This window comes from Mesorhizobium sp. LMG 17147 (assembly GCF_024297145.1).
Lineage (GTDB): Bacteria > Pseudomonadota > Alphaproteobacteria > Rhizobiales > Rhizobiaceae > Mesorhizobium.
Genome location: NZ_JANCTC010000012.1, coordinates 120,189 through 145,255 on the forward strand (window position 1 = coordinate 120,189; position 25,067 = coordinate 145,255).

Annotated in this window: 22 protein-coding genes; 11 read left to right on the forward strand and 11 right to left on the reverse strand. The window is 60.7% G+C overall.

Annotated features, from left to right (window positions below; translation table 11 throughout):
- Window positions 1-93: 93 nt before the first annotated feature.
- A complete protein-coding gene (locus NMG46_RS21095) occupies window positions 94-1,533 on the forward strand; it encodes a lipopolysaccharide biosynthesis protein (protein WP_254819505.1) in 1,440 nt (479 codons plus the stop codon).
- A gap of 43 nt (window positions 1,534-1,576) precedes the next feature.
- Here the strand turns inward: NMG46_RS21095 and NMG46_RS21100 are convergent, their stop codons facing one another.
- From NMG46_RS21100 to wecB, 3 genes are read right to left on the reverse strand one after another with little or no spacing between them, the layout of a single operon-like run.
- Entirely contained in the window at window positions 1,577-2,380 is an 804-nt protein-coding gene (locus NMG46_RS21100; protein WP_254819506.1) for a WecB/TagA/CpsF family glycosyltransferase, read from the reverse strand.
- A complete protein-coding gene (gene wecC / locus NMG46_RS21105; protein ID WP_254819507.1) occupies window positions 2,377-3,708 on the reverse strand; it encodes a UDP-N-acetyl-D-mannosamine dehydrogenase in 1,332 nt (443 codons plus the stop codon). The genes NMG46_RS21100 and wecC overlap by 4 nt, the downstream gene beginning before the upstream one ends.
- Window positions 3,701-4,855, reverse strand: a complete 1,155-nt coding sequence (gene wecB / locus NMG46_RS21110; protein WP_254819508.1) for a non-hydrolyzing UDP-N-acetylglucosamine 2-epimerase — start codon at window positions 4,853-4,855, stop codon at window positions 3,701-3,703. The genes wecC and wecB overlap by 8 nt, the downstream gene beginning before the upstream one ends.
- Window positions 4,856-5,057: 202 nt before the next feature.
- Between wecB and NMG46_RS21115 the strand changes: the two genes are divergently transcribed.
- Window positions 5,058-6,500: a hypothetical protein gene (locus tag NMG46_RS21115; RefSeq protein ID WP_254819509.1), complete on the forward strand. Its 1,443-nt coding sequence runs from the start codon at window positions 5,058-5,060 to the stop codon at window positions 6,498-6,500.
- A gap of 19 nt (window positions 6,501-6,519) precedes the next feature.
- Here NMG46_RS21115 and NMG46_RS21120 read toward each other — a convergent pair whose 3' ends face one another.
- Window positions 6,520-7,797, reverse strand: a complete 1,278-nt coding sequence (locus NMG46_RS21120) for a VpsF family polysaccharide biosynthesis protein (protein ID WP_254819510.1) — start codon at window positions 7,795-7,797, stop codon at window positions 6,520-6,522.
- 166 nt (window positions 7,798-7,963) lie between these two features.
- Here NMG46_RS21120 and NMG46_RS21125 point away from each other — a divergent pair, with 166 nt between their 5' ends.
- A complete protein-coding gene (locus tag NMG46_RS21125) occupies window positions 7,964-9,514 on the forward strand; it encodes a GumC family protein (protein WP_254819511.1) in 1,551 nt (516 codons plus the stop codon).
- 8 nt (window positions 9,515-9,522) lie between these two features.
- Window positions 9,523-10,629: a glycosyltransferase gene (locus NMG46_RS21130; RefSeq protein WP_254819512.1), complete on the forward strand. Its 1,107-nt coding sequence runs from the start codon at window positions 9,523-9,525 to the stop codon at window positions 10,627-10,629.
- Between the two features lie 93 nt (window positions 10,630-10,722).
- Here NMG46_RS21130 and NMG46_RS21135 read toward each other — a convergent pair whose 3' ends face one another.
- Window positions 10,723-11,583 (reverse strand): alpha/beta hydrolase, encoded by an 861-nt coding sequence (locus NMG46_RS21135; RefSeq protein ID WP_254819513.1) that lies wholly within the window; start codon window positions 11,581-11,583, stop codon window positions 10,723-10,725.
- 238 nt (window positions 11,584-11,821) lie between these two features.
- Here NMG46_RS21135 and minC point away from each other — a divergent pair, with 238 nt between their 5' ends.
- Genes minC through minE form a run of 3 tightly spaced genes read left to right on the forward strand, consistent with a single transcriptional unit; the run spans window position 11,822 to window position 13,645 of the window.
- Window positions 11,822-12,541: a septum site-determining protein MinC gene (minC, locus tag NMG46_RS21140; protein WP_254819514.1), complete on the forward strand. Its 720-nt coding sequence runs from the start codon at window positions 11,822-11,824 to the stop codon at window positions 12,539-12,541.
- Between the two features lie 19 nt (window positions 12,542-12,560).
- The gene (minD, locus tag NMG46_RS21145; RefSeq protein WP_254819515.1) at window positions 12,561-13,376 is read left to right on the forward strand and encodes a septum site-determining protein MinD; all 816 of its coding nucleotides are present in this window, start codon (window positions 12,561-12,563) and stop codon (window positions 13,374-13,376) included.
- Window positions 13,373-13,645 (forward strand): cell division topological specificity factor MinE, encoded by a 273-nt coding sequence (minE, locus tag NMG46_RS21150; RefSeq protein ID WP_023677151.1) that lies wholly within the window; start codon window positions 13,373-13,375, stop codon window positions 13,643-13,645. Before minD ends, minE begins: the two co-directional genes overlap by 4 nt.
- Before the next feature lie 180 nt (window positions 13,646-13,825).
- On the opposite strand, the gene NMG46_RS21155 is transcribed toward minE, so the two are convergent.
- The 6 genes from NMG46_RS21155 to NMG46_RS21180 form a co-directional block, all read right to left on the reverse strand.
- Complete coding sequence (locus NMG46_RS21155; protein ID WP_254819516.1) at window positions 13,826-15,145, reverse strand: ABC transporter substrate-binding protein; 1,320 nt, start codon at window positions 15,143-15,145, stop codon at window positions 13,826-13,828.
- A gap of 94 nt (window positions 15,146-15,239) precedes the next feature.
- Window positions 15,240-16,085 (reverse strand): carbohydrate ABC transporter permease, encoded by an 846-nt coding sequence (locus NMG46_RS21160; RefSeq protein WP_254819517.1) that lies wholly within the window; start codon window positions 16,083-16,085, stop codon window positions 15,240-15,242.
- A complete protein-coding gene (locus NMG46_RS21165; RefSeq protein WP_254819518.1) occupies window positions 16,082-17,017 on the reverse strand; it encodes a carbohydrate ABC transporter permease in 936 nt (311 codons plus the stop codon). The genes NMG46_RS21160 and NMG46_RS21165 overlap by 4 nt, the downstream gene beginning before the upstream one ends.
- 1 nt (window position 17,018) lies before the next feature.
- Window positions 17,019-18,110 carry a sn-glycerol-3-phosphate ABC transporter ATP-binding protein UgpC gene (locus tag NMG46_RS21170; protein ID WP_254819519.1) on the reverse strand — a complete coding sequence of 364 codons (1,092 nt, stop codon included), beginning with the start codon at window positions 18,108-18,110 and terminating at the stop codon, window positions 17,019-17,021.
- Window positions 18,111-18,159: 49 nt separating this feature from the next.
- Window positions 18,160-19,671, reverse strand: a complete 1,512-nt coding sequence (locus NMG46_RS21175; RefSeq protein WP_254819520.1) for an alpha-N-arabinofuranosidase — start codon at window positions 19,669-19,671, stop codon at window positions 18,160-18,162.
- Between the two features lie 184 nt (window positions 19,672-19,855).
- Window positions 19,856-20,782 (reverse strand): transcriptional regulator, encoded by a 927-nt coding sequence (locus tag NMG46_RS21180; RefSeq protein WP_254819521.1) that lies wholly within the window; start codon window positions 20,780-20,782, stop codon window positions 19,856-19,858.
- Window positions 20,783-21,034: 252 nt separating this feature from the next.
- On the opposite strand from NMG46_RS21180, the gene NMG46_RS21185 reads away from it, so the two are divergent.
- Genes NMG46_RS21185 through NMG46_RS21200 form a run of 4 tightly spaced genes read left to right on the forward strand, consistent with a single transcriptional unit; the run spans window position 21,035 to window position 25,064 of the window.
- Window positions 21,035-21,913 (forward strand): ABC transporter permease, encoded by an 879-nt coding sequence (locus NMG46_RS21185; protein ID WP_254819522.1) that lies wholly within the window; start codon window positions 21,035-21,037, stop codon window positions 21,911-21,913.
- On the forward strand, window positions 21,910-22,731 hold the full coding sequence (locus NMG46_RS21190) for an ABC transporter permease (RefSeq protein WP_254819523.1): 822 nt from the start codon (window positions 21,910-21,912) through the stop codon (window positions 22,729-22,731). Before NMG46_RS21185 ends, NMG46_RS21190 begins: the two co-directional genes overlap by 4 nt.
- Window positions 22,732-22,753: 22 nt before the next feature.
- Window positions 22,754-23,896: an extracellular solute-binding protein gene (locus NMG46_RS21195; protein ID WP_254819524.1), complete on the forward strand. Its 1,143-nt coding sequence runs from the start codon at window positions 22,754-22,756 to the stop codon at window positions 23,894-23,896.
- Window positions 23,889-25,064 (forward strand): ABC transporter ATP-binding protein, encoded by a 1,176-nt coding sequence (locus NMG46_RS21200; protein ID WP_254819525.1) that lies wholly within the window; start codon window positions 23,889-23,891, stop codon window positions 25,062-25,064. The genes NMG46_RS21195 and NMG46_RS21200 overlap by 8 nt, the downstream gene beginning before the upstream one ends.
- Window positions 25,065-25,067: the final 3 nt, after the last annotated feature.

A 25,067-nucleotide genomic window follows, 5' to 3' on the forward strand; every position in this document is an offset into this window, starting at 1 on the left:
TTCAAACTGAATCTGTTCACCCTTCGCCGTCATCGCGCTGGATTTTCCGCCAGTCGGCGGCTAGTCGAAGGTGAGTTTTCCAGGGACACGCCCTTGCTGCTCCGTTCCACGCTCATTTATGCTCCGGCGATCCTGCTGACGCGAATTTCGGCGCTGCTCCTGCTGGTCGTCGTGACCCGTTTAATCGACCAGACCGAGTATGGCCTGCTCACCCTGGTGGTGACCGTCGGTGAAATGACCGACATTGCCGTCACCAACTGGCTGCGTATCGCCTTGCTCAGGCTTGGCGGAAAGGGCGAGGTCAGCGGCGGCAGCCTGATGCTGGCGGGGCAGGTGTTGCTTGCGACCACGGCCCTGGCGCTGGTCATATCGGTAGGCGCGTCGGCGGTGATCGTGCCTGAACGCTGGGTCGAGTTCGCGATCGCGGTCTGCGGCTATCTGGTCGCTGGGTCCATCAGCCGCTTCGCCTTGACGGTGCTGCAGATGCAGCAGCGCCATTCGGTCTATTCGATGCTAGAAGCCCTGCGTGCCCTGCTGCAACTCGCGTTACCGATCGGCGCTATCCTTGTCTTTCAGGACAGCTTTCTGACGGTGTCGCTCGGTTCGAGCCTCGGCGCCTTGATTGCCGGCATCGTGGCGGGGATCATGGCATCCCGACGCGTCGTTACCGGTCCGCCGCGTTTCACCCACAGAGACTTCTTTGCGCTCGGTGTGCCGCTGATCATCATGGCGCTGGTTGGGTTCGGGCTCAACAGCGCGGAGCGTCTGTTCCTCAAGTTCTATTACGATGCCAGCGCCGTGGCGATCTTCGCCGCAGCCTATGCGTTAGCCCGCCAACCGATCGACATGGTCGCCAACGCCATCAACATGGGCGCCTTTCCCGAGGTGGTCAGCCGCTTCGACGAGGACGGGCCCGCGGCATCGGGTCTGCTGCTGTCGCAGTTGATGGCCTTGATGATGCGGCTTTGCCTGCCGATTGCAGCGATGCTGGTCGCGCTCAGCAGCGATATCACCGAGCTCATGCTGCCCTCGCAATATCACGGCCGCTTCGGCCTGCTGTTTCCGATCATTGCCTTCAGCGTGCTGTGCGCCAACCTCACCAGCTTCGTCTATGGCGTCGTGGTGCACGCGCACAAGCGGCCGTGGCTGCTGATCATCGCCAATCTCTTCGGCTCGGTGGCAACAATCGCATTGTCCCTGCTGTTGATCCCCCCGATGGCCGAGATCGGTGCGGCTTTGGCGCTTGCGGGCGGCTCGGTGGTTGGCTCCATAACCTGCATCATCATCAGCGAGCGGCTTACGCCGGTGCCGGTGCCGTGGCGCGACATCGGTGTCTCGGTGATCATCTCGCTCAGCACGGGGGTGGCCGCCAAGCTTGCCAGCATGGTGGCCGGCGACGTGCCGGCAATCTTCCCGCTTATCGCCGGCGGCACCGTTGGCGCTGCGGTTTTCTTCGGACTGACCTCGTTGTTCCATCCTGTAGCAGCGACGCAATTCGTCGCCCAGCTGCGGGCGCGGCTGCGGATCGCGTAAGGCGGAGTCCAGGGCCGACGCCTGTTTGTGAGGGAACGCGAATCTATAAACCGGCGTTTCGGCGCCAGCGACGCTCCCAGAACTCCCGGCAGAGCAGCCCGGCATAGGCGGTGTTGGCATCGTAGTAGCGGCGCCACAAGCGTCGCGGCTCCTGGACGACGCGGAACAGCCACTCCAGGCCGGCCGCTTGTATCAGCCTCGGCGCACGGGCAACCTTGCCGCCATAGACGTCGAAACTGCCGCCCACGCCCATCACGAAGCTTGGGGCGAGTTCATCGCGGTAGCGTTTGAGAAAGCGTTCCTTCCGCGGTGTCGGCATGGCCACCAACAGGCAGTCGGCATCAGAGGCGTTGATCGCCGCGACGATCCCGGCCTCGTCCTCCGGCTTGAAATAGCCGTTGCGCGTTCCCGCTATGCTGAGGCTCGGATGCTCATTGGCAAGTCTCGCTACGACCGCATCGAGAACGTGCTGTTCGGCCCCCAGCAGATACGGCCTGAATCCACGCATCGCGCAGAGGCTCAGCAGATTGATCATGATGTCGACGCCCGCCACCCGCTCGGGCAACGCGACGCCGCACAAACGCGCGCCCCAAAGCACGCCGATGCCATCGACATTGACCACGTCCGCCCCGGCCACGTCCTCGCGCAGTTCGGCATTCTGGCGCATGGTCACCAGCTTGGCGACGTTAACCACCACATGATGCAGCGGCCGCCGCAGGGTCATCGCCTCTTCGGCGATGGCCAGCGTCTCTGCCATGGTCAGCGCATGGATAGGTGCGCCAAGGAACTCCCGGCGCCGTGACGCCAACAGGGAATGCTGCGCCCATGCCGGGGCGTGCGCGCTCATGCGGCCTGCTCCCTTGCAAGCGGCACTTGTGCGATCTCTGGTTTCTTGCCTTCGATGCGGGCGTCCGGCTTGCGCGCCTTGCGCCACGTCCACAGGCCCCTCGTATCGACGAGCTTCTTGTCCTTGAGCGCTTCGGGGTCGACCAGATTGAATTGCCGATGGTCGACCAGCAGGACGACGATATCGGATTTGTCGATGGCTGAAAGTGCATCGGTGAACACGATGCCTCTGCCCTCGAGCTCGTGCGGCAGCGCATTTGTGTTGGGTTCAGCCGCAATGATCTTCACATTGGGGATATCGGACAGAAGCTTCACCACTTCGACGGCCGGGCTCTCGCGCAAATCGTCGATGTTGGCTTTGAAGCTGAGGCCAAGACAGGCGATCGTCTGTTTGCAGGAGGGATCGAGCAAGGCCTCGATATCCCTGACCACCGACATGGGCCGCTCGGAATTGATCCGGCGTGCCGAAGCCATCAACCGCGTGCTGTTGGGTGCGGCATCGATGATAAAATATGGATCGACCGCAATGCAGTGACCGCCAACGCCCGGGCTCGGCTGGAGGATGTTCACGCGAGGGTGCCGATTGGCGAGATCGATCACTTCCCATACATTGAGAGACAGATCCTGACACACTGCGGCAAGCTCGTTGGCAAAGGCGATGTTGACGTCGCGGAATGCGTTCTCCGTCAGTTTCACCAGCTCAGCACTTTCGGCCGTTGTCATGAACAGGTCGCCGGTGACGAAGGTCGAATAGAGTGCCGCGGTCCGTTCCGACGATTTGCGGGACAATCCACCGATCGAGCGATCATTGTTGATCAGCTCGGTCAGCACCTTTCCCGGCAGCACGCGCTCCGGCGAATAGGCGACCAGCACATCGGCGTCTTCGCCATGCTGGACAGGAAATTTGAGATCGGGCCGCAATTCGGCAAGCAGCCCGGTCATGATCCGCGTGGTTCCGACCGGCGATGTCGACTCCAATACCACAAGGTCTCCCCGCTTCAGCACTGGGGCGATGCTTCGTGCCGCCGCGAGCACGTAGGTGACGTCCGGCTTATGGTCGTGGGTCATCGGGGTCGGCACGGCGATGATATAGGCGTCCGCCGGCTGCGGCGTGCTGTAGGCCATGAGCTTGCCGTTCGCCACGACCTTCTGGATCAGACCGTCAAGGTCCGGCTCGACGATGTGGATTTCGCCGCGGTTAACCTTCTCGACCACCGCTCCGTTGACATCGACGCCAATGACGTTGAGCCCGCGGCTGGCGAAAATGGCGCAGGTCGGCAGGCCGATATAGCCCATGCCGATTACGGAAACGGTTTTGATTTCAGCCATGATGCAGCAGTTCCTCAACAATCCGGTTACTGGCCCGGCCATCGCCATATGGGTTGTGTCGTTCCGCCATGCCGCGATAGGCAGCCTGATCGTCGAGCAGGCGATTGGCGTTGAACAGGATTTTCTCGACATCGGTGCCGACAAGACGGGCGGTGCCGGCCACGATCCCCTCGGGTCGCTCGGTATTTTCGCGCATTACCAGCACCGGCTTGCCGAGTGAAGGCGCTTCTTCCTGCACGCCACCGCTATCGGTAAGCACCAGATAGCTCTGCTTCTGCAGGTACAGGAACGGCAGATAGTCCTGCGGCTCGATCAGGTGGATGTTCGGCACGCCTTCCAGGTCTGCGTTGACCACTGAGCGCACATTGGGGTTTGGATGGACAGGGTAGACGATCTGCACGTCTCCGCGCGCCGCCAATCCCTTCAACGCCGTACAGATGCGCTGGATGCCGCCGTCGAAATTCTCGCGGCGATGGCCGGTGACGAGGATCATCTTCTTGGAAGGGTCGAGGAAAGGGAAGCGGGCAGCGAGCTTCGCGTTCATCAGCCTGTCGGCATCGATCGCGCTTGAAAAATGCAACAGTGTGTCGATCACCGTGTTACCGGTCACGAAGATGGTGCTTTCGGCTTTTCCTTCGGCGATGAGGTTGTCGCGCGCCTGAACGGTCGGCGCAAAATGCCAGGTGGCGATGTCGCCGGCAATCTTGCGGTTCAGTTCTTCAGGAAACGGCGAGTTGATGTTGTGGCTGCGCAATCCTGCTTCGACATGAGCGACCGGGATACGCTTGTAGAAAGCAGCCAGAGCCGCGGCCATCGCCGTGGTGGTGTCGCCCTGTACCATGACGATATCGGGCTTGGCCTTGTCCAGCACCTCGGCCATGCCCAGGAGCACGCGCGAGGTCACGTCGAACAGCGACTGGCCGGGTTGCATGATGTTGAGATCGTGATGCACAGGCAGGCCGGTCAGCTCGACAACCTGGTCGACCATTTCGCGATGCTGGGCGGTTATGCATATTTCGGTGATGAAGCCTGGATGAGCAAGGGCGGCACGCGCCACTGGAAAGCATTTGAGTGCCTCCGGCCTCGTGCCGAACACGATCAGCAGTCTCTGCCTCGATGGCAGTTTTGGACGGGAAAGGACGTTCATCGCTGATCCTGGTCGCCTGCAGCCTTCGGGACATGCCGACTATTGCCCGCACGAGTTATAATAGCGTCGAGAAGCGCCTTCGTGATCTCAATTCTTAATATATGATTAACAACCAAGGCCGCGTTCTCCCGGGTTAACTCTTGTGAAAGGGTTGGGCTGACAAGTAGTCTATGGCAGTAGTCTTGAAAAAGAATATATTGGATTGACTAATATTTTAATCATCGGCCACGCCGACGCATCCCGGCGCTGGGAAAATGAGCTTCTGGCGCGGTTGAGTGCGGCTGGACATGCGGTTTCGAGCAGCCGCGCGCCGACGCCTGAACCCAATGCGCGCACGATGGATAATGTGCTGGCGCTCGAGGGCCGGCGCTTCGGCCCCTCACTGGCAAGCCGTTCCCGGCCGTTGCCATCCGGCGACACCGGCCCAGTCGATCTTATAGTCGATCTCACCGCTAGCGCCGCACGACGGGGCACGCCTGTCCTGACGCTCGAATTTTGCGGCCACAGCAGCTTTGCCGCGGGCATGACCGAGATGCTGGCGAGCGGGCGGTTGCCCGAACTCACCGCGCGCCTCGACGGCGTTGCCGTCGCCAGGGCACGGCCGATGATCAGCGATCGGCTATGGCTCTCCCGGACCAGCAACGACCTGCTCGCCGGCGCCATCTCCGTGATTGCCCAATGTATCGCCGGCTTTTCCGCGGGCAAACTTGCGCCGATTATTGAGAGGCCGGCGCCGCCCCTGCAGAAGGGCGGATTTATCAGGCACTATCTGCCCTTTTTCGGCAGGGGAATGGTCGACCGCGCGGTGCAAAAACTGCGACGTGGTCGGCGCCCCTTCTATTGGCAGGTTGCTTACCGGCTGATCGACGGTCCAGGCGTCGCCGAAACCGGTCGACTCGACGGTAAGCCGTTCACCGTGCTTGCCGATGACGGGCAGCGCTTCTACGCCGATCCGTTCGTTCTCGAGCGCGACGGCCGCCATTTTCTGTTTGTCGAGGAATTTCCCTATGCCACGGGCCGCGGCGTGATTTCGGTAGCCGAACTCGGCACCGACGGCACTTTCGGCGTGCCGAAGGTGGTGCTGGAGGAAGCGCATCACCTGTCATATCCGCAGGTGTTCGCTCACTCCGGCGAGATTTTCATGATCCCGGAAAGCGCTACGGCGCGCGAACTGGTGCTCTACCGTGCCGTGCAGTTTCCGGATCGCTGGGTACGCGATACGGTGCTGATGACGAACAGGGATTTCAACGACGCCACGCTGCTCGAATCCGACGGCCGCTTCTGGCTGTTGGGGACTGAGCGGTTCGGTCACGGTAGCGCGTCTGACACGATGGCGGTCTATTCCGCCCCGGCATTGCGTGGGCCGTGGGCTGCGCACGCGCTCAATCCCGTCGCGGTCGACCACTCCGCCACTCGGCCAGGCGGCGCCTTTATCCGCCAGGAGGGCTCGCTGCTGCTGCCGGTGCAAAACGGCTCAAGAGCCTATGGTGGCGGCCTGGGGTTAATGCGACTGGATCGGCTTGATGATTTCGATATCCGTTTCGAACTGCCCCGCCCAATCGATCCGGGGCCGGCATGGGCCCGCGCGGGCATTCACACGCTCAACCGCGCGGGACGTGTCGAGGTCGTGGACAGCGCCGGCTGACCGGATTTGAGGCCCGTGCTTAACGAGATCCAGCCGGCTTCAATGCCGCGACCGAAGACTGGTCCCTGTAGGCAAGCAGCAACACCACGATGATCGTCATGTCCGGCGTTTTTGACGAAAGCGCGTTGTTCGACAGCGCAGCAAGCAAGAACGTTATGGTGCCGATCCATGCCGGCAGCGGCGCCCCTCGCAGCAGCCGGAAGACAAACCAGAATATCAGCGCTGTAAACAGCAGGGCTATGGGCAGGCCGAAGAGCAAGATGATTACCACAGGCGCGCTTTCGATGTAGGGCAGATGCAGCTTCTGCCTGACGATCGCCAGCAGGTCGTCAACGTTCATGCCGAACAGGATGTCGTTCCAGCTGACTAGTCCGAACACCTGGTAAATGGTCACCCGGGCCATGAAGTTTTCGTCGAAGATGGTGTTGCTGAACCGATTCAGCAGACCGCCCGCAAACAGTACAGCTACGAGCACCGCACCACCGGCGACGGTGAACATCAGTACGACAAATTTGGCCTGCCGCTCGTATTTGAGCGATAGGCCCGGCCAGGGCACGAACAGCAGCAGAATGAGGATTTCCGCCGTCGCGAGCATCAGCGCAGCGCGAGCGCCTGACGCAGCGCAACCGATGAATAACAGCAAGATCGCCATCACCCGCGCCCAAATGCGCCAGTGCGTCAGCGGCACAAATCCGATGGTCGTGGCGCAGAGCGCGCCCAGTGCCAGCGGATGAGCCGACAGGCCAGTTGGCCTGAATTGCAGTTCGTTCAAGCCATAGGGCAACAACCGATGTTGAGTCACCGCCTCGATGGTGCCGATGACAGCGCTCAGGACCGCCATTCCAAGCACGACGTCTCCCAACGCCCGCCGCACCTCTGCATTCAATGCCAGCATCAGCAGGCCTGTGGCGCCGGCCACCAGATAGGTATCGATGATGAAGCCGGAGGAGCCCGCACGGCCGGTAACGAACAAATAAGGCACCAGCGCGAACATCAGCACCGAATAGCGGATCAAAGCCTTGAATATTCCAATTTCATCGCCGTGCAGCAAAAACGGCCGGCTGAAAAGAACGATAGGAAGCAGTAGGATGATCGCATAGGTGCCGAAATGCAGCTTTTCGTAGAACGAGCCTCCCTGGGCCGTATAGTCGACGACCATGTTCATCACTTGCGGCGACACCGTAAAGCGAAGCAGGAGCGCGAACGCTGCACATAGGAAAAACAGCAGCGACAGCGCGTTCTGACGGCGCGCTCGACTGGACAACACTCGTTCCGAAGTGGCAGCGGGATAGCTCATGGCCCATCCAAATGGCGATATTCGAACGGCATTCTGGGCAACGAATCCCTTCAGCGTCCGCCAAGCGGACCGTGTGAACGGCAAAATGGGCCAACTTGGAAAATAAGATGTTAACGATGTTTCTGTAGAGCAGGCCAAGCGTAATGATTTAACAAGGGTTGTCACCATGTCTGCCGGTTCCGGCACCCCCCCTATCTCCGCGGCGGCTTCCAACAACAGTGCATTCGAGCGTATTGCCAATGCACGGCGCAGGGCATTGCTGCAACAGCATGGCCCAGTCGCGGCGCTAAGCTCCGCACCGGTGACGCCGCAACCTCCGGAGCCTGTCGCCACGGTGACCCTGGACAAGATCGGCGATTTCCTCGAGCTCGATTTTCGACGCCTGTTCGTCTGGCTGCGGGCCGGCCTGGCCCTGGCGCTCATGCTGGCGGTAATCGGCGGCATTGTCGGCGGCGCCTATGCATTGCTGAGCAAGCAGCGTTACACCGTCACGACGGAGGTCCTCATCAACCCTTCCAATTTGCAGGTTGTGGAAAACGACCTCTACTCGCAACCGGGCCAGGTCGATAGCCAGCTGCTCAGCACACGCAGCAAGCAGCGTATCCTGACCTCGGGCAACGTGCTTTCCCGTGTGGTGGACGAACTGAATCTGACTCACGATCCAGAATTCTTCGATCCGGACCGGAGCACATCCTCGTCTGGCGCTGTGCCGAAGCCCGACCCGAGGCTCATCGCGTTGAAGAATCTGGCGGACCGGGTAGACGCCATAGCGGACCCGACATCGTTCGTCACAACCCTCTCTGTATCTGCGGAAACCACCGCCAAGGCGATCCTGATCTCGCAGGCCATAGTCAAAAACTTCCAGGAAGAACTGGCCAAGGCCGAAGCTGCCGGCGCCAGCCGTGCCGCGGCAGCCCTCGACAGCCGGCTTGGCCAACTCAAGAGCGACGTGCAGGCAGCCGAAGAGAAGGTCGAGAGCTACAGGCGTAGCCACAATCTGTCCACCAGCAATGGCCAGCTTGTCAGTTCGCAGACAATGACGCAGCTCAATGGCGAAATCGTCGATGCGCAATCGCGCGTCATTGCCGCGCAGGCAAGCTACGACGCCCTGGTTGCCTCCGGCATCAATGGGGCAAATCCCGACCCCACGGTTTCGGAAGCGTTCGCAGCGCTGCGCGACAGGTCAAACAGCCTGCGGCAGCAGATCGATTCACAGTCGATGACCTTCGGCCCGCGTCACCCGACGATTGTCAGGCTCAGGACGGAGCTCGAGACCGTCAACTCGCAACTCCGGGCCGAGTTCTCCCGCACCGTCGGCACGGCAAAGGCCAGCCTGGACAAGGCCAGGGCCTCGTTGGCTTCTCTCAACGCCAGGATGAACGATCTGAAGAGCAATGTATTCACCGACAGCGAGTCCGAAGTCGCCCTGCGTGAACTTGAACGCGATGCCGCCTCGAAGAGAGCCGTCTATGAGAGCTTCCTGTCACGTGCACGCCAAATCAGCGAGCGCGAGCAGATCGACACGACAAACGTACAGGTGATTTCGACCGCGGTGCCCCCGCCCGCGCGCTCATGGCCCCCGCGCACTGTCCTGGTAGCAGGCGCAGGAGCGTTCGCAGGCTTTGCCCTGGGCATGCTGCTGGCCATCGGCATGGGCATCATCCGCGACATGCGCCGGCCGCCGAACCGATCAGGCCTTGCCGCCAGCCGAGCCTGAAGCAAGGCATGGTGAAGCGCATCGTTTTCCACATCGCCAGCCTGAGGGGCGGCGGCGCCGAACGTGTCTTCGTCCTGATGGCAAATGAACTGGCGTCGCGTGGCCACGAGGTCACGCTTTTTACCTGGAACGCGGAAGGCCCTAACGCCGCGCTGCGTTCCGCTGCCGTGCATCTGGTCGACTTCGGCCTTCTCTTGCGCGGCGAGGGTTACGCCAAGTCGGCGACGCTGAAAGGCATCGTGCGAAGCGCAAATTTGTTCCGCCGCCTTGATCCTGATGCGGTCTATAGTGCCCCGGAATTCGCCAATCTGGTGATGGCGCTGTCACTCATGTTGGCCAGAAGCCGGGCAAAATTCTTTCCAAGTTTCCACGCCGCCGCCTCGCTGCCTGCCAGCGGCCTCGGCGCGAGACTGGCGATCGGGCTTTCCGCGCTGGTTGGCGCGCGTGCAACCAAAGCCATCGCCGTTTCGGCGGGTGTCGGCCGTGACATCATCGCCCGCGGCTTCCCCAAATCCAAGGTCGTCGTCATCAACAACCCGCTGCCGCCGGCTGAAGCACCGCAGAGGAATTCCTATGCCTGGCAGGCAGCGTTGGCGGCGATGGGCGATGGCCCGGTCATCGCCGCCGCCGGACGCCTGGTGCCGGTCAAGGACCACCGGACTTTGCTGCGGGCCTTCGCTGCCCTGCGCGCCGGCCGCCCTGCCCGGCTTGTCATCTTCGGCGAAGGTCCGCTGGCTGCCGAATTGCACGCCTATGCCGAAGAGACCGGCATCGGCGCGCACGTGCTCTTTGCCGGCTACGTCAACGACCCCGCAGCTTGCTATGCCGCAGCCGATCTGTTCGTTCTGTCATCGACCAGCGAAGGCTTTGGCAACGTGTTGGTCGAGGCCATGGCTGCAGGTGTCCCCGTAATTTCCACCGATGCTCCGCATGGCCCGCGCGAAATACTCGGTGACGGCCGCTTCGGCACCTTGGTGCCGGTCGGTGACGCCGCAGCCCTGGCAAAGGCGATGGCCGAAATGCTGGATCACCCCATCCCTGCTGCCGTGCTGAAAAACAGGGCGGTGGATTTCACAGTCGACAAGATCGGCGATCGCTACGAAGCGTTGCTCTAGTTGTCGCGCACGGCCAGCAGATCGCTGTTGGATGCGATCGACGCGGTCGGGTTTTGATTGCCGTAATCTCTTCACAAGCTGAGGCGCAACGATTCATGGTGAGGCGTCCCGTCGTTCCTTGAGTTGCTGGGCGAGGAAGTCCTTGACCGAATCGAGAACCGCGTCCCGTTCATGAGATACGCCTGGCAGCAAATCGAAGCGCACGCGCGCACCCGCCTCCTCGAACGATCGACACAAGGCCATGAGGCGTTCCGGCCGTGTTCGCCCGGCATCGTTGGCGCCTGGCATCCAATGGGTGCTGCCTTGGACATGAGTGATTTCCCAAGTCTCCAGGTCAGCGTCGCCGACGATCATCTGGAAAGGCACTTTTGCCAGCGCTGCGGCATCGAAGGTGATGCCGAACTTCTCCGCCAGATCGCGAATGCCCACCCACCAGTCATGCGTCGGATCGAGTAAGGTCACCGAGCCTGGCGCGCCGATTGAGGCCGCCCAGAGCCTGTCGGGATGCAGGATAGCAAAACGATGCGTGAAATGCCCGCCGCCGGAAAATCCGAACATGGCAAAGCGGCTCCAATCCTGACTGTATTTGGCGCTGACCTCCTCAATCATGGCGAGCAGCACCTGATCGTAGCGTATGTTGCCCTCAAGCATATATTTGTACCCGCTGCGGGCATCATCCCCGAGAACGCCGATCGGGAACAGCGGACACAAAACGGCGCAGCCGTTCCAGCGTCCGAACTCGGAAAACGCGTCGCGGAACCCAAGAAAAGAGGTGCGGCCGGTGCCATGAACGGCGACCATCAGGTCGACTTTGGCCCCTTCTCCAACCGCGGGAGGCACATACAGGCAGTAGTGAAAGCGCGGGTCTGATTTGGAAGCAAAGATGGCGGTCGCGCCAAGGTCATAGGTAGCGCGACCGCGATCCGCGACGGGCCCCTTGGCAACGCTTGTCAAACCGATAACTCCTTAATAGGCCCGGCATTCCGACAACAATATACCGGTCGGCCGACTTCGTGAACTGGAGGCGCCTCCAGGCAGCCGCGAGGAGGACCTCGTCTTGCACCGGAAGCAGGGCGCCGGCGGGACGATCGGAGACAAAAAGAATGCCTCCGCCAACGCCTCGGGCAGCCGCCATTAACTTTTCGTTAACCATGCCGGGCTAGCCTTAACCAATCAGTAAGGACTCGCCTCTGTGACCTGCGTCGCTCCCATCCAAAACAAGTCCATACGCTTTCGAGCGCGCTCGTTTGTAGCCTTCACCCTCACCCCTGAGGCCCCGCTAGGGGAATGGCTGCAAAGCCTCGATCACTGGACCGAAAACTCTCCCGGCTTCTTTGCCGGCCGCCCGGTTGTGCTCGATCTGACTATGTTCAAGCCCGAGGTGGGCGAGATGCGGGATCTGGTCTCACAACTCGCGGAGCGCGGGATTCGCATTTACGCGATCGAGGCCGATGGCAACGTTGCTCTTGATGCCGATCTGCCGCCGCTCCTCGTTGGCACCAAGGAGGCCACCGCTGATACGCTTTACGCGCAGCCGAACCCGAAGGCCGCCGCTGAGGCCAAGACGAAAGAGCCGCAGGCGCCGAACTCATTGATGATCAAGGCACCGATCCGCTCCGGCCAGTCGATCTTTCACCCCGATGGCGACGTGGTCATTGTCGGCTCCGTCAGTTCCGGATCCGAGATCATCGCCGGAGGATCGATCCACGTCTACGGCACGTTGCGTGGACGTGCGTTCGCCGGCGCCACGGGAAATCCCGCAGCTCGCATCTTTTGCCGGAAAAATGAAGCCGAACTTCTGGCGGTAGACGGCTGGTACCGCACCGCCGAGGAGATGGACGCCTCCTCGCGAGGAAGGCCGGTACAGGCCTTTCTCGAGGACGGCGCACTTTGCGTCGCACCGCTCAACTAACAACATTGGAGGCACAAATATGGGCAAGGTAGTGGTTGTCACATCCGGCAAAGGGGGTGTCGGAAAGACGACCTCGACGGCCGCTCTCGGCGCCGCGGTCGCGAAAACCGGCAAGCGGGTGGCCCTCGTCGACTTCGATGTCGGCCTGCGCAACCTCGATCTGATCATGGGCGCCGAGCGGCGCGTTGTTTTCGATATCGTCAATGTCATTCAGGGAACCGCCAAGCTCTCGCAGGCGCTGATCCGTGACAAGCGGCTCGAAACGCTGTTCCTGCTGCCGGCCTCGCAAACGCGCGACAAGGATGCTCTCACCGAGGAAGGCGTCGCCGATGTCATCGACAAGCTGCGCTCGGTTTTCGACTACGTCTTCTGCGACAGCCCGGCCGGCATAGAGCGGGGCGCGCAACTTGCCATGCGCTTTGCCGACGAGGCGGTAATCGTCACCAACCCGGAAGTGAGCTCGGTCCGCGATTCCGATCGCATCATCGGCCTGCTCGACTCCAGGACGATGAAAGCAGAGCAAGGTGAATCGATTGCCAAACACGTCCTCGTCACGCGCTACGACGCTGCCCGCGCTGCCCGCGGCGAGATGCTCAGCATTGATGACGTTCTCGAGATCCTGTCCACGCCTCTGCTGGGAATAATTCCCGAGAGCCAGGACGTGCTGCGCGCATCCAATGTGGGCGCGCCGGTTACGCTCAGCGAAAACACCAACCCCGCCGCACGCGCCTATATCGACGCGGCAAGAAGACTCGAGGGCGAGGACCTGCCGGTCATTCTGCCTTTCGAACGGAGGGGCCTCCTCGACCGGCTGTTGGGAAGGAGGGCAGCATGAACCTGCTCGATATCTTCAAGCGCCGCGGCAGCGCGCCCGTGGCGCGCGAGCGCTTGCAACTGCTGTTGGCCTACGAGCGTCGAAGCCGCAACCAGCCCGATCTCGTCTCCGTGTTGCGCGAGGAGATCATGGCGGTGATCGCCCGGCATGTTCAGGTCGACCAGGATTTCCTGCAGGTAAGCATGGATCACGGCGAAACGACGTCGAGATTGGAGATCGACATCCAGATCCCCAACAAAGTCGCAATGCCCATGGCCGCGGCGTTCTAACGAAACCCTCCAGTCAGGGCTTGCGTCGGCTGCTGCCGAAATTGCGGCGCCGTGGTTGGTGTGCTTGAGCCGGTCGCCGGCAAGTTCTCGCAATTCGAGGACAATAACCACTCCCTCACCAAAACCCCGCGGCCGTTTCCAGCCGCGGGGCGCCTTGGGAGGGCCTTTCGAAATCCGTGATCAAATGTTGGCGAGCAATTCGTTGACGCGGCTTTCCATGTCGGCAAGGGCGGTGTCGACGTCCTTCTGGCCACTGATTGCTGCACTCATCTCTTCGCCGATAATGTCCTGGATCGCAAACTGACGCTGTACGGCGGACGGCAGCGGCTTGCCGAGATCAGCGACGGCAGAGATCGTGTTGCGATGCGGCAGTGCCTTGAAGGCGTCCGAGGTGATGACGGCCTTGTAGGCCGGCAAGTGGCCGGTGCGCGACCATTCGAAGTCGTTGTCGGCGAAGAACTTCAGGAATCTACCGATAGCCGCGATCTGTTCAGGCGTGCGGTCTTTCTGCGAAACGGCCCAGGTGTGGCCGTCGGCATATTGCGCATGGGCGCCGCCAAACAGCTGCGGATACGGATAGACCGCATATCCGCCCTTGTTGAGCGCCGTCCCCTTGGTCTCGGACTGGGCGTTGTAATCGCCGACCACCCAGGTGCCGTTGAGGTGGACGCCACCCTCGCCGGCAAGGAAGGCGTTGATCGAGCCGCCATAGTCGAGATCCTTGGTGGTGTAGCCCTTCTCGAAGATCGCCTTGTACATCTCGACGACCTTCCTGGCTTCCGGCGTATTCAATTTCACGTGCTTCGGATCGGCAAAGAAATCGGAATCCTGCTGGAAAAGATAGGTGTAGAGGTTGCGTGTGTAGAGTGCAGTCTCATTGGCCAGGTTCTGGACGAAATAAGGCTTGCCCGTCTTCTGCTTGAACTGTTCGGCCTGGGCGAGCAGTTCCTCGGGCGACTTTGGAAAAATCGGCGTGCCGTCGGCATTGACGAGGCCGGCTTGTTTGAAAAGATCCATGTTGACGTGATAGAGCATCGTCCAGCTGTCGGTCGGCAGGCCATAGATCTTGCCGTCTTTGGTGGCGCCATTGCGTGCCGCGTCGGTGAAAGCGTCGGGTGTCACGCCGACCGACTTCAAGAGATCGTCGAGCGGCATCAACAGGCCCTTCGACTGATAATCCGACAGTACGGATTCATGGATCGTGACGATGTCCGGAGCGTCGCCTGAAGCGAACTGGGCGGTCAGCTGATCATAGCCGGGCCATTCCACGGTGGTGACGTTGACGTGGACATCGGGATTGTCGGCGTTGAACTTGTTGATCAGCGAGGTAATGATGCCGCATTCGCCAACGGCCTTGGTGGCATCGGTGTTGGTGCCGAAATCAGCATCGCAGGCGCCGAAAAAGCGCTGCACGCTCAGTTCCGTGGCCGCAAAGCTTGGAGCTGCGAGCAGCATTGCGCCCGCAGAGACTGCGGCAAACAGTATTTTCTTCAGTTTCATATCAGTTCCTCCTACTGAGTTTCCGCCGCTCCACCCTGGATTGGCTTTCGTGCTTCAATCGCTGCGCATTCCCCCGGCCGTCAGGCTATCTTCGTTATCTCACCGCAGCGCCGGAGACCGCCGTGACGATGTATTTCTGGAAGAACAGGTAGACGATCAGGATCGGGGCACCGGCGAACACCGCCTGCGCCATCAGGAAGCCGATGCCTTCGGACTGGGCGAAATTGGTCTGAGTCGAGGCCATGCCGACCGTCAGCGTGAACATGTCCTTCCTCGTCGCCGAAATCAGCGGCCAGAAGTAGTCGTTCCACGCGCCGAGAAAGGTGAAGATGCCAAGCGTCGCCTGCGCAGGCAGCGTGAGCGGCAGAAGCACCTTCCAGAAAATCCTGAGCCGGCTGGCGTTATCGAGCATGGCGGCTTCGTCCAGCTCCTTCGGGATGGCCTTGAAATACTGGGTCATCAGGAAGACGCCGAACGGAGCCGAAAGGCCCGGCAGAATGAGCCCTTGATAGGTGTTGTGGAACTTCAGCATGCTGAAGATCTGGTGGCGGGCGACAAGCACCGCCTGTTCCGGAACCGCCAGGCCGAACAGCACGATCACGAACAGCACATCTCGGCCGGGGAAATTCAGCCGTGCAAAGCCGTAGCCGGCGAGCGACGACAGGATCAACGTGCCGAGCGTCAATCCGCCCGAGACGATGATGCTGTTGCGCACCCAAATGAACACCGACGAGGTGCCGACGGTGTTGATGTAGTTCTTCAGCGTATAGGGCGCGTGAAACACCGAATTCGGATCGGCCATCAGCTCCGTATTGTCCTTAAGCGACAGGCCGATGACCCACAGAACCGGCGCGATCATGACGATCGAAAGCAGGATGACCAGGGCCAATAACAAATGGTCGCCAAATGCCCGGCCCTCGATGGAAGCTGTGGCGCTCATGCCTGGTCTCCCCTGCTGCGCGTCACCAGGTACTGGGCCATGGCCGCGACCAGGATGAGGATGAACAGGATTTCCGATGCCGCGGCGCCCAGGCCGAGATCCCAGCGACGGAATGCGGTATCGTAGATGTAGAGCACGATCGGCTTGGTCAGGTTGTTCGGACCGCCGCGCGTCATCAGCCAGGCCTGGCCGAACAGCTGGAATTGCAGCACGATCTGGATGATGATCACCAGGATGAAGGTCCGCTTGATCGACGGCAGCGTGATCGAGCGTAGCGTCTGCCAGCGGTTGGCGTTGTCCAGCGCTGCCGCCTCGTAAATATCCTGTGGAATCTGCTGAAGCGCCGAGAGAAAGAGCATCATCGGCAGGCCGATGCACCACCAGATGGTGGCAATGGCGATGCCGATCATCGCAAGGCTGGGGTCGGAAATGAAGGCCGGTGCGGTTGCGCCGAACCATCCGTAGATCGTTGACAGCAGCCCGACATTCGGAATGAAGACGATGCGCCAGATCAGCGTGACGATGGTGACCGACAGCACCGACGAGGAAAAGAACAGCGTCCGCAAAACCGCGGCAGTGCGCGTGCGGCGGTTGAGGCAAAGCGCCAGGAAAAGGCCGATCAGCGCCAGCGTCGGCACCGTCAGAAGCGCGAAGTAGAAGGTGTTCCAGATCGATTGCAGGAAGACCTTGTCGTGATACAGCCTGGCGTAATTGCCGAGACCGACAAAATTTCCGGACGAAAACGTGTCGGCCTTGTGGAAACTCAGCCACATCCCCCAGAGCAGCGGGAAGAGCAGCAGCGTGGTGAAGAAGAACAAGAATGGCGCAACGAAAATGAAGTTTCGCCATTGCGGCGCATAGATGTCGGCGGTAGGGGCTCTGACGCCGACAGCAAGCGTCGCGGTCGGGGACGTCGCCAGCCGGTCAACCATCTCAGGCCTCCCTCGCATGCCAGGCGCGGCCGGTCTCGTTGAACAGATGCGATTTCTGGCCGTCGAAGGCGAGCCCGATTCTGTCGCCGACGGCGACGCGGCTGTTGCCGGCATCGGAGCCGACGATCTGCTGGCCATCGCCCAGCCGCGCGTAGATCAGGGTGCGTTCGCCGAGCCGCTCGAGCACATCGACGACGCCGTCGGCATTGCCCTGTCCGGCGGCAACGATGCGCACGTCTTCCGAACGGATGCCGAAAGTGTAGTTGTCATCGGTCAATTGGCTGGAGGCGATCTCGGTCTGCACCGAGATGCCGTCCGCAAATCTGGCCGTGGCGTTCTTGCCCGATCTGTCGAGTGTCGCATCGACGAAGTTCATCGCCGGCGCACCGACGAAACCCGCGACGAATTTGGTCGCCGGGCGCTCATAGATCTCCATCGGGGTACCGATCTGGTCGATCTTGCGATTGTTCATGACGACAATACGGTCGGCCAGCGTCATTGCCTCGACCTGGTCGTGGGTGACGAAGATCATCGTCGATTGCAGCCGCTGGTGAAGCTGGGCAAGCTCGATGCGGGTTCGGGTGCGCAGCGCCGCATCGAGATTGGAGAGCGGCTCGTCGAACAGGAAGGCCTTCGGCTCCTTGACGATCGCACGGCCGATCGCAACGCGCTGCCGCTGACCGCCGGAGAGCTGGCCCGGCTTGCGATCGAGCAGATGCGGCATTTCGAGGATGCGGGCGGCTTCGTTGATGCGCGCCTCGATGACCTTGCCTGGTACGCCGATATTCGCAAGGCCGAAGGCCATGTTGTCGCGCACCGTCATATGCGGATAAAGCGCATAGGACTGGAACACCATCGCAATGCCGCGCTTGCCCGGCGGCAGATGATCGATGCGCTCGTTGTTGATGGCAATCTCGCCGCTATCGACAGCTTCAAGACCGGCGATCATCCGAAGAAGCGTCGATTTTCCGCAGCCGGACGGCCCCAGGAACACGATGAATTCGCGTGCCCTTATGGAGAGCGACAGATGATCCAGCACCGTCATGGCACCGAACTGCTTGCTCACGTTCCTGATCTCGATATCGGCCGTCACGTCGACGCTCCTCCTCAGCGTTTGCGCTTTCTCGATGATCCGCCCGAACTCAGAGCCTCAGGCGTATGAACTGGTAGGAATACGCCGGCAGCGACAGGTTTAGTTTGCCGCCGGCGACTGCGGCGCCCTCACCCTTCCTGGGGCTGACATTGCCAGGGTTTTCGGCCGAATTGACGGCTTTCAGATCGGCGTGTGCCATCACCTGGTGATCGACGATCTCCGCCGCGCCGAAGCCGGAGAGGTCGACCACTGTTTCGATTGCCTCGCTCGAATGGCGGTTGACGGCGAAGAAGGTGACGTGGCCGGTTTGCCTGTCGTGCACGCCGGCAACATCGACATAGGCGACGTCGCCCGCAACGCTGGATCTGTAGGTCGGGCTTTCCACCTTGAGATCCAGCGCATTGCCGCGGCCGTAGTTGGAAGCAAACAGATACGGATAAAAAATCGTCTGCCGCCATGCCGGGCCATTCGGAACGGTCATGATCGGCGCGATGACGTTGACCAGTTGTGCCAGGCAGGCGATCTTGACGACGTCGGAACGGCGGATGAAGGTGTTGAGGATCAGGCCGACCTGCAGCACATCCTCGAAATTATAGATGTCTTCGAGCAACGGCGGGGCGAACGGCCAACCGTCGCTGCCGCCGAGTATCTTCTTGTCCTGTTCCTTGGAATGGTACCAGACGTTCCATTCGTCGAACGAGATGTAAACCTGCTTGTTGGAGCGCTTCTTGGCCTTGATATAGTCGATGACGCCGGCGACCGAGACAATGTAGGCGTCGAGCTTTTCGCTCATGGCGAGATAGTTCGGAGCGTCGTTGGCTTCGTTGTCGAAATACATGTGCAGCGAGATGTAGTCGACCTCGTTGTAGGTATGGTCGAGAACCGTCGCTTCCCATTCAGGGTAGGTGGGCATCTTGGCGTTCGAAGAGCCGCAGACCACCAGTTCGAGTGACTTGGAGAAGGCGCGCATGGCCTTGGCCGTCTCATGCGCCAGGCGGCCATACTCGTCCGCGGTCTTGTGGCCGATCTGCCAGGGGCCATCCATTTCATTGCCGAGGCACCAGAGCTTGACGTCGAAGGGCTCCTTGCGGCCGTTGGCGATGCGCCTGTCGCTCCATTTGCTGCCGCCGGGATGGTTGGCATACTCCAGAAGGTTGCGGGCTTCGTCGAGACCGCGCGAGCCGAGATTGACGGCAAGCATCATCTCGGTGTTGGCGCAGGTGCACCAATCGGCAAATTCATGCAGGCCGACTTCGTTGCTTTCCGATGTGTGCCAGGCAAGGTCGAGGCGGACTGGGCGCTGTTCCTTGGGGCCAATGCCGTCTTCCCAATTGTAGGCCGAGACGAAATTGCCGCCGGGATAGCGCACAATCGGAACATTGAGTTCCCTGACGAGATCGATGACGTCCTGACGCATGCCGTTGGCATCCGCTGTCGGATGGCCGGGCTCATAGATGCCGGTGTAAACTGCCCGCCCCAGATGCTCGATGAAGGATCCGTAGAGCCTCGGATCGATTTCCGAGACAACATAATGCGGATGAGCCGTAACGGCTGCCTTCATGCATTCCTCCCATCGATATCAAAAATGATGATTTAAATCATCTTGCCAGATATCAAAGCGGGATTGACAGCCCTTCGTCAAGCCAAAATACCCAAATGTAGGACAATTAGACGAACGCTTTGGCGCGGCAGAAAGCCAGCTAGTTGAAATTGCTAAGTTATCTTCAGAACCCGGTTTCATGATATCAACCAGTTTTGATCCTGAGCAGGATGTCCTGATCGTAATTTCCAAAGCCCTTGCCGAAAATGTTGATCCCGCCGGGGCGCTCGGCATCGTCCTTGACGCCGATACGGACGCGGATTGAATGATGGCTCTTCAGATCGAGTGCGGCGAGACCGGTTTCGGAAATCCTGAGGCCGTCGACATAGGTGCCGTCATTGGCAATTCGCCAGTTCTTCAGCTTACCGTATTGCGAGCCCTTGAGCTTCCACCAGGAGGGCGTGAAGACGCCGCGCTTGTCGCCGAAATCCCCCGGCGACGTCCATGTGCCGACATCGACACCATTGATCGTCAGCGTGATGTCCGAGGGCCAATCGGCGCTAGTGCCCGGCACTTCCGAAGACAGCTCTATCGCCACTTCAACCCCGGTGATCTCGGCATTGGCGAGCTTCGCATTGTTGGGGAACTGGTATTCGACATAACCGCGCGTGAACCATAGCAAACCGGCTTTCATGCGATCCGGATCAAGGAAAGTGTTGGGAACATCGAGCAAGCCGATGATGCCGTCCGGCGAACAAAGGCCGCAGGGCGCGGTAACCTCGAAGCCGGTGTAAAGCCCGATCGGCATCGACACTTCTATCGCATCGTTCTTGACCGCACGGTATTCGCTCTTGAACACGACAAGCACTTCTTCGGCCGTCGGATAACAGATTTTCTGACTGCCTTTCTTCGCTTTCAGGTTCTCGGTTCGGATCAGCCCCGCATCCTCCAGCACCTGGATGTTGGTCGAGACGGTCGACTGCGGCAGCGACAGCACGGCGGCGATTTCGTTGATATTCATCGGCCCCTTCTCATGCAGCAGTTTCAGCATCGAGATCCGCGCCGAGGAGGCAAGCCCCTTGAGCACGGCAATGCCTTCCTCAGGTTCAATCACCAGAAAATTGCGACTCATGAAATTGCCCGGCCCATGCGAAATCCATATCCGAAATTTACCCTGTATATCGAGATAACTGATTTAATCAATGCGCAGGCGGAACGCCGGGCAATTTGTTGAATCCGGCAGGGCGAGGGTCAACCGGTGGCCCTGCACAGAGTTTGTACTGGAGTCACATGCAGAGTGGACACCTGAACGCCGATCGCCCAATCTAGTCCCGAGCCGAGCCCCGGTTATGGCGGCTTGCACATAAATTGGTGTGGACGGGTCGTGACCAAAGGGTGGAAATTATACGATCAGCGACTGGCCTGGGTCCTCGTCGCGCCTGTGCTTATACTGCTTACCCTGCTTCTGCTGCTGCCGATCGCGATGATGACGGTCTACACGTTTTTCACCTTCGTCACCGCCGGAGTTGAGTCGGCGGTGCTGACCTTCGATAACTGGAAGGAATTCCTCACCGACAGCTACTATCACGGCTTTCTTTGGAAGACCGTTCGCGTCGGCGCCATCACCGCGGTGATCTGCGCGATCCTTGGCTATTTCCCCGCCTATTTCATCTGGGCCACGACCTTCCGGCACAAATGGCTGCTGTTGCTACTGCTCATCGTGCCGTTCTGGATCAGCTTCACCATCCGGACGTTCTCGTGGATCCACATCCTCGGCGAACAGGGGCTGATCAACGTCGCGCTCATTAGGCTGGGCGTCATCAACGAGCCGTTGCCGATGCTCTACACCGAGGGCGCCGTCATCATGGGGCTGCTGCATTTTCTGCTGCCCTACATGATCCTGAACGTCTATGTCAGCCTGGAAAGTATCGACCGCACGCTGATCGCCGCCGCTCGCTCGATGGGCTGTACCAGCGCGCAGGCGTTCCGCGAAGTGACCTTGCCACTATCGATGCCGGGGCTGGGCGCCGGGCTGCTGCTCTGCTTCGTGCTGGCGGCCGGTTCCTATGTGACGCCGCAGCTGCTCGGCGGTAGCCGCGATGCGCTGTTCGGCAACCTGATCTACGATACCATTATGGGGCAGCTCAATTGGCCGATGGGCGCAACGCTTTCCATCGTCCTGTTCGTCCTGCTCGGCGCCGCCGCTGCCGCCTACAGCCGCTATATGGGCCTGTCGCAGATCATGAAGGGCCTCAGCGCATGAGAGCGGATCATCCCGATCGCGAAGGCAAATGGGCGTGGCGGCTGACCGGCGTGGTCACGGTGTGCGTCTACGTCTTCATGTTTGCGCCGATCCTCGCCACGGTCGTGCTTTCCTTCAACGCCTCGATGTTCGGCGGCTTTCCCCTCACCGGCTTCAGCCTGAGATGGTATGAGAAGCTGCTCACCAACGAGCCGGTTCTCGACGCCTTCCGGACATCGATGTGGATTGCCCTGGTAACGGCGACGGTGACGACGCTGCTCGGCATCATGGCGGCATTGGCGCTGGTGCGCTTCGAGTTTCGTGGCAAGCAGGCGATCAACACGCTTGTCATTCTTCCCGCGCTGGTCCCTGAAACGATACTCGGCGTCGGCCTGCTGGTCATGATCAAAGCCGTCGACCAGCCGCGCAGCATGACGCTGCTGGTGCTCGGCCACATTCTGCTCACGCTCCCCTACGTGGTGCTGATCGTCCAGGCGCGCATGGTCGGCATAAAGCGTTCCTATGAGGAGGCGGCGCTGTCGCTCGGGGCGCCGCGTGTGTCGACATTCCGCGAGATTACGCTGCCGCTGCTCATTCCCGCAGTGCTTGCCAGCGTCCTGCTCGCTTTCACGATTTCGTTCGACAACACTTCGGCCAGCCTGTTCTGGCGGCCGGCGGGCGTCGAGACCATGCCAACGCAAATCCTTTCGATGCTGAAGATCTCGATCAGCCCCGAGGTGAACGCGCTCGGAACCGTCATGATCCTTTTGACGGTCGGCATTCCCTTGGCTGGCGGGCTCATCCTGCAAAGCCTCACCTGGTTCAAGGCAGGCAAGTGAAAATGAAAATGGGAGAACGGAAATGAAAGTGACAACCACCAAACGACTGGAACGGCTCAACGAACGATATGCCGATGGCGACATCAGCCGGCGATCATTCCTGACGCTGACGGCCGCCGCTGCCGCCGCCACCGGACTTTCCATGCCCTGGATGGGACGGGCGCTGGCCGCGGTTTCGGAAGTGCGCTTCGACGGATGGGGCGGCGTGGTGCAGGAAGCGATCGATAAGTACGCGTTCCAGCCCTACACCGCCAAGTCCAAGGTCAAGGTCGTCCAGGGCACCTTTGGCGACGAGAACGAGATCATCACCAAGATCAAGACGTCGAAGCCGGGCGACTTCCAGATCGTCCATTCTTCCGGCGTCAACTACTACATCAAATACGTCAATGGCGGTTTCAATTCGGAGATCAACGAGGCGAACATCCCGAACATGGCAAATGTGCTGACCGCCATGATCGAGCCGTTCCGCAAGATCACGCCAAAGCTGTCGGCTGTGCCCTATGATTACGGCACCACCGGCATCGCCTACAACAACAAGGTCATCTCGCCGGAGGAAGCCAAGGAAAAGGGCGCCAACCTGCTTACCGACAAGAAATATGCCGGCAAGATCGGCGGCTACGCCGATATGACGACGCGCGTCTGGTATGCGGCGCTGCAGACGAAACAGGATCCCAACAACATCCAGGACATGGATGCCATCTGGGCCAAGGTTCGCGAGACCCGCGACCTGGCCAAGAAGTTCTGGAGTTCCGGCGCGGAACTGATGGACCTCCTGTCGCGAAACGAGATCGTCGTCACCGACGCCTGGTCAGGACGTGTCGCCGCCCTGCAGCAGCAGGGCCAGCCAATCGGCTATCTCGACCCTGCCGGCTCATACGCGTGGATGGAGGACATGCTGGTGCTCAAGGGTTCGCCCATGGCCGAATGCGAGGAACTGATCAACTTCATGCTGGATCCGGCAACGTCGATCGCCGTCGCCGAGGGCCAGAACTATCCGCCATCGCTTGACCCGACCAAGGTGAAGCTGACCGACAAGATCGCGGCACTTCCGGCCTTCGACCCGACCGGATCGATGAAGTCGTTGACCTTCGCCGATCCGCTCTACTGGGCGAAGAACGAAGACGCCTGGACCAAGCAATGGGACAGGGTGTCGAAAGGTGCATGACGACGACAGCCACGACCAGCGGCCCCGGCCGGCTTCGGCCGGGGCCGCTGGCGACCCGCTTGCCCAAGGCGAGAGGCAGCCGACAGGAAAGCCTGCGGTCGAGTTTCGCGACATCGATATTTTTTACGGCAAGTTCGCCGCTGTGCGCGATTTTTCACTGGCGATCGGCAAGGGTAGTTTCGTCACCTTGCTGGGGCCGTCCGGGTGCGGCAAGACGACGATCCTGCGATCGATCGCGGGCCTGGTCGACATCTCCAGTGGCCAGATCTCGATCGGCGGAAAGCGGGTCGACGACATCCCGATCTACAAGCGCAACATTGGTCTGGTGTTCCAGAACTACGCGCTCTTTCCGCACAAGAACGTCTTCGACAACGTCGCATTCGGCCTGAAATATCGAAACGTGCCGAAACCGGAAATCGTGCGCCGGGTCAAGAAGGCGCTGGACATGGTGCGGCTGCCCGGCAGTGAGACAAAGCTGCCATCACAGCTCTCTGGCGGCCAGCAGCAACGCATCGCACTGGCCCGCGCCATCGTCTTCGAGCCGGAAGTGCTGCTGCTGGACGAGCCCTTGTCGGCACTCGACGCCAACATGCGCGAGGACATGCGCGTTGAGATCAAGAAAATCCAGAGGGAGACGGGCATCACCGCTATCTTCGTGACGCACGACCAGGAAGAAGCTTTGTCGATGTCCGACTACATCGTTGTCATGAATGCCGGCCTGATCGAGCAGATCGGCTCCCCCGCGCAGGTCTATGATCAGCCGGCCACCGCATTCGTCGCCAATTTCCTTGCCAAGGCCAACATGCTGCCCGGCAGCGTGACACTGATGGACGGCAAGATTGCGACGATCGCGCTGGCCAGCGGCCATGTCGTAAAGGCGGCGGCGCCGAAGGCGCTCGCGACCGGCAGCGCGGTCACCGTCGTCGTTCGCCCGCAGAAGCTTACCGTCGGTACCGTCGGTGCTGCCAACAGGCTGGCGGGACGGATAGTCTCGACCTCCTATCTGGGCGGCAATGCGGTCTACGAGATCGACATCGGCGCCGGCACGCTGGTGCGCGCCAACACGCTGATCGACGGCCAGCCGCTGCGTGAAGGCGAAATTGTCGATGTCTGCTTCGATCCGCTGGGCTGCGTGCTTCTCGACGCGCAAGGCTTACGCATCGCGTAGCGA

What these genes read in the sequence shown, in the direction of transcription:
- minE (WP_023677151.1), top strand. Translation starts at nt 13,373, where the DNA reads ATGAACCTGCTCGATATCTTCAAGCGCCGCGGCAGCGCGCCCGTGGCG.
- NMG46_RS21120 (WP_254819510.1), bottom strand. Translation starts at nt 7,797, where the DNA reads ATGAGCTATCCCGCTGCCACTTCGGAACGAGTGTTGTCCAGTCGAGCG.
- NMG46_RS21160 (WP_254819517.1), bottom strand. Translation starts at nt 16,085, where the DNA reads ATGAGCGCCACAGCTTCCATCGAGGGCCGGGCATTTGGCGACCATTTG.
- wecB (WP_254819508.1), bottom strand. Translation starts at nt 4,855, where the DNA reads ATGAACGTCCTTTCCCGTCCAAAACTGCCATCGAGGCAGAGACTGCTG.
- NMG46_RS21195 (WP_254819524.1), top strand. Translation starts at nt 22,754, where the DNA reads ATGAAAGTGACAACCACCAAACGACTGGAACGGCTCAACGAACGATAT.
- NMG46_RS21180 (WP_254819521.1), bottom strand. Translation starts at nt 20,782, where the DNA reads ATGAGTCGCAATTTTCTGGTGATTGAACCTGAGGAAGGCATTGCCGTG.
- NMG46_RS21125 (WP_254819511.1), top strand. Translation starts at nt 7,964, where the DNA reads ATGTCTGCCGGTTCCGGCACCCCCCCTATCTCCGCGGCGGCTTCCAAC.
- NMG46_RS21130 (WP_254819512.1), top strand. Translation starts at nt 9,523, where the DNA reads ATGGTGAAGCGCATCGTTTTCCACATCGCCAGCCTGAGGGGCGGCGGC.
- wecC (WP_254819507.1), bottom strand. Translation starts at nt 3,708, where the DNA reads ATGGCTGAAATCAAAACCGTTTCCGTAATCGGCATGGGCTATATCGGC.
- minD (WP_254819515.1), top strand. Translation starts at nt 12,561, where the DNA reads ATGGGCAAGGTAGTGGTTGTCACATCCGGCAAAGGGGGTGTCGGAAAG.
- NMG46_RS21190 (WP_254819523.1), top strand. Translation starts at nt 21,910, where the DNA reads ATGAGAGCGGATCATCCCGATCGCGAAGGCAAATGGGCGTGGCGGCTG.
- NMG46_RS21175 (WP_254819520.1), bottom strand. Translation starts at nt 19,671, where the DNA reads ATGAAGGCAGCCGTTACGGCTCATCCGCATTATGTTGTCTCGGAAATC.
- NMG46_RS21165 (WP_254819518.1), bottom strand. Translation starts at nt 17,017, where the DNA reads ATGGTTGACCGGCTGGCGACGTCCCCGACCGCGACGCTTGCTGTCGGC.
- NMG46_RS21100 (WP_254819506.1), bottom strand. Translation starts at nt 2,380, where the DNA reads ATGAGCGCGCACGCCCCGGCATGGGCGCAGCATTCCCTGTTGGCGTCA.
- NMG46_RS21155 (WP_254819516.1), bottom strand. Translation starts at nt 15,145, where the DNA reads ATGAAACTGAAGAAAATACTGTTTGCCGCAGTCTCTGCGGGCGCAATG.